Below are 4,909 nucleotides of genomic sequence, written 5' to 3'. Positions count from 1 at the left end.
ACTGTTTTTTGCAACTCTAGTATATCAGATGAACATGTCTTTTGTGTTGCACTTCATTTTACAACAGGGCAAAATTTCAAAGAAAACAGAAATAGCGAGAAATCTTAGTTTTTTCTAGTCAAGTGGATACTCTTTATGGTAAAATAGTAACGATAAGAAATGGAGGAGAATCAAAATGGAATCACATTTGGTTAGAATCATCAACCGCCTAGAAGCAATGACAAAAGATGGTGGTAACTTAAAACGTAACTTTGAGCGCGAGGGAGTTGTTGTAGCTGAAGTTGCTTTTAATCATGATGAAGAAAATGGCCCAATCTTTACACTTCGTGATGTTGAAGCTCGTGAAACATATACTTTTGACAGTATCGACTTGATTGCGATGGAAATTTACGAACTTCTATACTAATAATAGATATACAGAGGTTGGGACAAAAGATCCCGACCTCACTTTTTATTAGCAATCAAACTTTGACGCGGTAGCTGATTGGATTTTTCGTTCGTCTTTTAGACTCCCAAAACTCCTAATCATCTTCGCGGGGCTGGGACTACGAAATCGAGACTTTGTCTATCGATTTCTGTCCCACCGCCTTTCACCAACGAGAATCCTTTTTGTATGACAAATAGGATTTTTTTCTTACTATCAAGATTTTCTCATGATTAGCGCTCTACTATTTATAGTGCTAGTATCCAATCTTTTTACTTGCTTTCCCCTTCAATCATGATATAATGAGACTAAAGAACTTTGACTATTTTTGACCTTTTAGATTTAGTCAAGACTAAGAAAGAAATGAGGTGGCGGTATGCTCTGTCAAAACTGTAAAATCAATGACTCAACGATTCATCTTTATACCAATCTCAATGGACAACAAAAGCAAATCGACCTTTGTCAAAATTGCTACAAAATTATCAAAACAGATCCTAACAATAGCTTATTCAAGGGCATTACAGATTTAAACAACCGTGATTTTGATCCCTTTGGAGATTTCTTTAACGATCTCAACAACTTTAGACCTTCTTCTAATAACAACAATATCCCCCCAACTCAGTCAGGGGGTGGATACGGTGGAAATGGTGGCTATGGTTCCCAAAATCGTGGTCCTGCCCAAACCCCACCACCAATCCAGGAAAAAGGACTCTTGGATGAATATGGTATCAATGTCACTGAGATTGCCCGTCGTGGAAATATTGACCCTGTAATTGGCCGTGACGAAGAGATTATCCGTGTCATTGAAATCCTCAACCGCAGAACAAAAAACAACCCTGTTCTCATCGGTGAGCCCGGTGTTGGTAAGACAGCTGTTGTCGAAGGTTTAGCTCAGAAAATTGTTGACGGTGATGTTCCCCATAAGCTTCAAGGGAAAGAAGTCATTCGCCTAGATGTCGTTAGTCTAGTCCAAGGTACAGGTATCCGTGGTCAGTTTGAAGAACGCATGCAAAAACTCATGGAAGAAATTCGTGAGCGCGAGGATGTTATTCTCTTCATTGACGAAATTCATGAAATTGTCGGTGCTGGTTCTGCTGGAGAAGGGAATATGGATGCAGGAAATATCCTAAAACCAGCTCTTGCTCGTGGCGAACTCCAACTGGTTGGTGCTACTACCCTCAATGAATATCGCATCATTGAAAAGGATGCTGCCCTTGAGCGCCGTATGCAACCGGTCAAGGTTGATGAACCAACTGTGGAAGAAACCATCATTATCCTTAAAGGAATTCAAAAGAAATACGAAGATTACCATCATGTTCACTATACTGACGGGGCTATCGAAGCGGCCGCTACCCTTTCTAACCGCTACATCCAAGATCGTTTCTTGCCAGACAAGGCCATTGACCTTCTAGATGAAGCTGGTTCAAAAATGAACTTAACCTTGAATTTTGTAGATCCTAAGGTCATCGACCAACGCTTAATCGAAGCAGAAAATCTCAAGGCACAAGCAACCCGCGATGAAGATTTTGAAAAAGCAGCCTACTTCCGTGACCAGATTGCCAAATACAAGGAAATGCAAAAAACAAAGGTAACGGATCAGGATACCCCAATCATCAGCGAAAAAACAATCGAACACATCATCGAGCAAAAGACTAATATTCCAGTTGGTGATCTTAAGGAAAAAGAACAGTCTCAACTGATCAACCTAGCAGATGACCTCAAAGCTCATGTTATTGGTCAAGATGATGCAGTTGATAAGATCGCTAAGGCTATCCGGCGTAACCGTGTTGGACTCGGTACTCCAAACCGTCCAATCGGTAGCTTCCTTTTTGTTGGTCCTACCGGTGTCGGTAAAACAGAACTTTCTAAACAGCTGGCCATCGAACTCTTTGGTTCTGCTGATAGCATGATTCGCTTTGATATGAGTGAATACATGGAAAAACACAGCGTGGCTAAACTCGTTGGTGCCCCTCCAGGATACGTAGGCTATGATGAAGCAGGTCAATTGACTGAAAAAGTTCGTCGTAACCCCTACTCACTGATCCTCTTGGATGAAGTTGAAAAAGCCCATCCAGATGTTATGCATATGTTCCTTCAAGTCTTGGATGATGGTCGTTTAACGGATGGTCAAGGACGTACAGTTAGCTTCAAGGACGCCATCATTATCATGACCTCAAATGCAGGTACAGGTAAGGCAGAAGCTAGTGTTGGATTTGGTGCTGCTAGAGAAGGCCGTACTAACTCTGTCCTTGGGGAATTAGGCAACTTCTTTAGTCCAGAATTTATGAACCGTTTTGATGGCATTATCGAATTCAAGGCTCTCAGCAAGGAAAATCTCCTTCAAATCGTTGACCTCATGTTAGATGATGTCAATAAACGACTCTCAAGTAATAACATCCATTTAGATGTGACAGATAAGGTTAAGGAGAAACTTGTAGACCTTGGTTACGATCCAAAAATGGGAGCTCGTCCACTCCGTCGTACCATCCAAGACTACATCGAAGATGCCATTACGGACTACTACCTTGAAAATCCAAGCGAGAAAAACCTCAAGGCTGTCATGACTAGTAATGGTAAAATCATGATTAAATCAAAAAATAAATTGGAAACAGTTGACTCAAATGACTAATTCCACATACTAAAAGAATGTTCTTACTTGACAGTAAGAGCATTCTTTAATATGATAGAAAGAAAGCGCACACATAAAGGAGAAATTTATGACAAATCCAACCTTTGGAGAAAGAAAAGAGGGTGTAACCTACAAAACTAGATATGGTGTTTATGCAGTCATCCCTGACTCAGCACATGAAAAGATTATCCTCGTTCAAGCTCCAAATGGTGCATGGTTCTTGCCTGGTGGCGAGATTGAAGCAGGTGAAGATCATTTTGAAGCTCTCAAACGAGAACTAATTGAAGAATTAGGTTTTACAGCTAAGATTGGCACTTATTATGGACAAGCAGATGAGTATTTCTATTCCAGCCATCGTGATACTTACTACTACAATCCAGCCTATCTCTACGAAGCTACTTCTTATCAAGAAATCCAAAAACCTTTGGAGGACTTCAATCATCTAGCTTGGTTCCCAATCGATGAAGCCATTGCTAACTTAAAGCGTGGCAGTCATAAATGGGCAATTGAAGCTTGGAAAAAGCAGCATCAAGTTTAAATTAACTTTTCCAATTTTTCCAAAAAGTGCTATAATAGAAATAGAAACACAGGAGGAAAGCCTATGAAGCTCATCAACACTACTAATTCTCACTCAAACCTTGTTAAAAGCCAACTGGAGAGTACCGACGCTACACTCGTAGAAGTCTACTCTGCAGGCAATACTGATGTTATCTTTACTCAGGCACCGCTTCATTATGAAATCCTCATTTCCAATAAACATCGTGCTATCCGCGAACAAGAAATAGAAAAAATCCAAGAATTTTTCTTGAATCGCAAGATCGAAAAGCAAAATATCGATGAAGCTAATATCAAGACCCTCTACTCTGAAAAATTGATTGAAATCTCAATCCCAACAAAATAAAACTTAGTAATATTTGGACAACACTCTAAAAATTCTAACTTTTTAGAGTGTTCTTTGTCTGTCTAATCCTATATTCTAGAATCAGATTCAGTGTTACAGAAAGAGTTTTCTAACAATCCTTCAACTGACTAAGTTTGGCAATATTTTTGTAAAAACTCGGTACTTGATCATCAAAACACTTAATTCTACTATTATAATTTACTAACATTAAAGAAGGAGCTCATAAATGGAGAACATAGTATACAGAAAAGCAAGGCTAGACGAATACCAAAAAATTGGAAAAGTAATAGCCGATAGCTTCTTTGATTATCCATTTTTAACTCTAATCATAGATGATCTCAAGAAACCTGAAAACTATCCTGCTTTTTTAGAACTATTGGAAAGTCTCCTTACTCGCCTCTATATCAAAGAAGAGACCTGTTTAGTAGCTGAACAAGACGGAGAAATCCTAGCTGTCGCCTTATTACAACAAAATGATTTTTCTATCCTATCTTACTTGCTAAATGGTGTCATAAAACTGTTTCGCTACATTAGCCCACGAAATTTTTTGAAGTATCTTGATCTAGTAGACCGTTCCGAAGAACATTTGAAAAAAACTAATAGCTTTGACTGGTATTTGATGCTCCTTGCAGTCAATCCATCCGTTAAAGGACAAGGTGTGGGCAGTGCTTTTCTTCGAGACGCAGTTGAGCCTTATGTCAAATCCAAGGGCTGCAAGCGCTTAGGGCTCATTACCAGTACAGAAAAAAATGTTCCATTCTATAAAAAGAATGATTATGTATTGCTAGATTTTATGGAGTTAGAGTATGGGACTAAGTCCATTGGGAACTGGGCTTTTTTAAAAACTATCAATAAATAAAGTAAAAAGGAGTTTAAATTGAACTGCACCCCAAAAGTTAGACAGGAAAAAATCTAACTTTTGGGGTGTTTTTATTATGAAATTAACTTGTGAAGA

General features: G+C 38.9%; 5 protein-coding genes. All 5 read left to right on the top strand.

Annotated features, from left to right (window positions below; translation table 11 throughout):
* The first annotated feature begins 175 nt into the window (after window positions 1-175).
* The 5 genes from K1I67_RS09355 to K1I67_RS09335 all read left to right on the top strand — a co-directional run bounded on the left by K1I67_RS09355 (window position 176) and on the right by K1I67_RS09335 (window position 4,813).
* Window positions 176-406 carry a DUF1797 family protein gene (locus tag K1I67_RS09355; protein ID WP_000443576.1) on the top strand — a complete coding sequence of 77 codons (231 nt, stop codon included), beginning with the start codon at window positions 176-178 and terminating at the stop codon, window positions 404-406.
* Between the two features lie 394 nt (window positions 407-800).
* Window positions 801-3,053 (top strand): ATP-dependent Clp protease ATP-binding subunit, encoded by a 2,253-nt coding sequence (locus K1I67_RS09350; RefSeq protein WP_045762886.1) that lies wholly within the window; start codon window positions 801-803, stop codon window positions 3,051-3,053.
* A gap of 88 nt (window positions 3,054-3,141) precedes the next feature.
* The gene (locus K1I67_RS09345) at window positions 3,142-3,591 is read left to right on the top strand and encodes an NUDIX hydrolase (RefSeq protein ID WP_223339717.1); all 450 of its coding nucleotides are present in this window, start codon (window positions 3,142-3,144) and stop codon (window positions 3,589-3,591) included.
* A 63-nt stretch (window positions 3,592-3,654) separates the two neighbouring features.
* Window positions 3,655-3,954: a DUF1827 family protein gene (locus K1I67_RS09340; RefSeq protein ID WP_000767183.1), complete on the top strand. Its 300-nt coding sequence runs from the start codon at window positions 3,655-3,657 to the stop codon at window positions 3,952-3,954.
* A gap of 226 nt (window positions 3,955-4,180) precedes the next feature.
* Entirely contained in the window at window positions 4,181-4,813 is a 633-nt protein-coding gene (locus K1I67_RS09335; RefSeq protein WP_223339716.1) for a GNAT family N-acetyltransferase, read from the top strand.
* Window positions 4,814-4,909: the final 96 nt, after the last annotated feature.

The sequence above is a fragment of the Streptococcus infantis genome, assembly GCF_019929575.1.
GTDB classification, from domain to species: Bacteria; Bacillota; Bacilli; order Lactobacillales; family Streptococcaceae; genus Streptococcus; species Streptococcus infantis_L.
The sequence above is the reverse complement of the archived record's forward strand: the minus strand, read 5'-3'. Positions and strand labels throughout refer to the sequence as shown.

What these genes read in the sequence shown, in the direction of transcription:
- K1I67_RS09335 (WP_223339716.1), top strand. Translation starts at nt 4,181, where the DNA reads ATGGAGAACATAGTATACAGAAAAGCAAGGCTAGACGAATACCAAAAA.
- K1I67_RS09355 (WP_000443576.1), top strand. Translation starts at nt 176, where the DNA reads ATGGAATCACATTTGGTTAGAATCATCAACCGCCTAGAAGCAATGACA.
- K1I67_RS09345 (WP_223339717.1), top strand. Translation starts at nt 3,142, where the DNA reads ATGACAAATCCAACCTTTGGAGAAAGAAAAGAGGGTGTAACCTACAAA.
- K1I67_RS09350 (WP_045762886.1), top strand. Translation starts at nt 801, where the DNA reads ATGCTCTGTCAAAACTGTAAAATCAATGACTCAACGATTCATCTTTAT.
- K1I67_RS09340 (WP_000767183.1), top strand. Translation starts at nt 3,655, where the DNA reads ATGAAGCTCATCAACACTACTAATTCTCACTCAAACCTTGTTAAAAGC.